2 protein-coding genes are annotated in these 2,383 nt (G+C 70.6%); one reads left to right on the top strand and one right to left on the bottom strand.

The window, feature by feature from the left end; translation table 11 throughout:
• A partial coding sequence (locus GWK61_RS54090) for a YncE family protein (RefSeq protein ID WP_194922213.1) occupies positions 1–1,213 on the bottom strand: 1,213 nt, incomplete at its 3' end.
• 146 nt (positions 1,214–1,359) lie between these two features.
• Here GWK61_RS54090 and GWK61_RS54085 point away from each other — a divergent pair.
• Positions 1,360–2,256 (top strand): NAD-dependent protein deacetylase, encoded by an 897-nt coding sequence (locus tag GWK61_RS54085; RefSeq protein ID WP_194922212.1) that lies wholly within the window; start codon positions 1,360–1,362, stop codon positions 2,254–2,256.
• The last annotated feature ends 127 nt before the right edge of the window (positions 2,257–2,383 follow it).

Below are 2,383 nucleotides of genomic sequence, written 5' to 3'. Positions count from 1 at the left end.
GAGCCTGAGCGTTCGCGGCGGCCCACCGGGCCGAAGCCCCGTCCAGCCAACGGTTCGCCGCCGCGAGGTCCGCGAGCAGATCGCCGGGGTACGCGTGCTCGGCGGCGCCGCTGGTGGGGTCGTTGAAGTACACGATGCCGTCGACGATCTCCGACTGGAACGATCCGCCGCGCGTCAGGACCGGGATCGGGTTGTCGAAGCGGTTCGTGGTGCCGTCGTAGACCAGGACCGAGCCGCGGGTGAAGTCGGGGATGTAGGTGCGCTGGCCCGCTTGCAGCGGCGGCCGCAGGTCGTCGCTGGTGTAGCCGGCGGGGATGCCGATCGAGGTCGGGATGCCGTTCGCGAGGTTCACCAGGACCAGCTGTGCGGTCGGCGCGGATTCCACCAGCGGGAGCGGCTGGTTGCTGTCGACGCTGGCGACCTGGAGGCTGTTGCCGGAGTTCGCGGCGCCCGGCAGCTTGATCACCTGGCCGGCCACGCCGCCGGTGATGGCGGTGAGGGTGCCGGTGGTGCGGTCCACGACCGTCGGGGTGCCGCCGGCCAGGGCCATCACCATGTCCGAGCCGCCGGGGTCGACCGCGATCGAGGCGCCCGGGGTGTCGCCGTTGACCGGGACGACGGTGCCGGTGGCGGTGACCGGGGCCCAGAGGACGCCGTTGTGGTCCACGATCGGGATGCCGAGGCTGCCCTGGAGCTTGACCTGGGTGCCGTCCGCGGCCAGCGTCGTGGGATCGACCCGCTGCACCGTGCCCGCGGTGGCGTCCACCAGGTAGGCGACGCCGCCTCCGGCCAGGACCGAGGTGTCCGTGCTGTGCGGGATCTGCACGGTCGCGACCAGCTGCGAGGTGTCGATGACGGTGATGGACCCGGTCACGGTGTCGCGCACGAAGACCAGATCGCCGTTCTGCGTCACGTCCATCGAGTGCCCGGAGGCGCCGGGGACCGGGACCTTGGCGGCCGATCCGCCGCTGATCCCGTCGACCAGGTTCACGCTGCCGTCGGCGGTCGTGGACAGCCACGCGCTGCCCGGATGCGCTTGCGCGCGGCTCGCGGAAACGTTGCGGCCCAACGCGAAACCGGCCCCGGCCAACGTCACCGTGACCGCCACGCCGACGGCCAACAGGACCCTGGAGCCCTTCGATCGGTTGGCCCCGTCCTGCTGGTCCTGGACCGCTGTACCGGAAACCCCGTTTGCATCCGGTTCTTGCCGCACGTTTCGCCACACCTTGGGCCCCCATGAGGTCAGAGCGTCTTCTGCGCTAGCCCGTGTCCGGTCTTAGCATACTGACTTGAACGCCCGAGCGAAGGGGCCCGGAGCGTGAGATGCCCAGTCACGGCCGGGCAGCTTACGCTGGTGGGGTGCGTACGCGACCGACGTTGACCTGGGAGCCCACCGGCGAGGACTTCCCGCGCACGACGAGCCTGGACGCCATGGTCGAGCTGGTGGCCGGGCGCGGGGTCGTCGTGCTGAGCGGCGCCGGCATCTCCACGGAATCCGGGATCCCCGACTACCGCGGCAAATCCGGCGCGCTGCGCAGGCACACGCCGATGACCTACGAGGACTTCGCCGGCAGCGCGCAGGCGCGGCAGCGGTACTGGGCGCGCAGCCACCTCGGGTGGCGGGCGATGGCCGGGGCGCAGCCGAACATCGGGCACCGGGCGGTCGCCGTGCTGCGGGCCTCCGGCCACGTGGACGGCGTCATCACGCAGAACGTGGACGGATTGCACCAGGCCGCAGGCACGCTGCCCGAAGTGGTCGACCTGCACGGGAGCCTCGATCGCGTGATCTGCCTCACCTGCGGGGCGTTCAGCGCGCGGACCGAGCTGGAGCGCCGGCTGAACGAGGCGAACCCGGTCTTCGACGGCGTCGCGGCGCGGATCAACCCCGACGGCGACGTGAACCTCGCCGAGGACGCGGTGCTGCGGTTCCGGTCGGTGGACTGTGACTCCTGCGGCGACGGGGTGCTGAAGCCGGACGTGGTGTTCTTCGGCGAGAACGTACCCAAGGCGCGCGTCGAGCGGTGCAACGAGCTGGTGGACCGCGCCGAGGCGCTGCTCGTGCTCGGCTCGTCGTTGACGGTGATGTCGGGGCTGCGGTTCGTGCGGCGAGCGGCCGAGGCGGGCAAGCCGGTCGTGATCGTCAATCAGGGCGTGACGCGCGGCGACCGGTACGCGTCGACACGTATCGAGGCGCCGTTGGGGAGTGCGCTCGTGGAGCTGGTCGGACGTGTGGGAGCAGCTCCGGACTTCGCCTAGTACGGCAGCCGCACTTGGTGTGACTTGTTGGGGTGCTGTTCGTTGATGAGGTGTGGATCACGTTGTTGGCGCTGCCGATGTTCTTGATCGGCTTCAGGTGTGGGATGAAGAGCTGGCCGGGTTGCAC

Source organism: Catenulispora rubra (assembly GCF_015356825.1).
Taxonomy (GTDB): Bacteria; Actinomycetota; Actinomycetes; order Streptomycetales; family Catenulisporaceae; genus Catenulispora; species Catenulispora rubra.
Note: the sequence above shows the minus strand (reverse complement) of the source record. Positions and strands in the feature narration are given on the sequence as shown.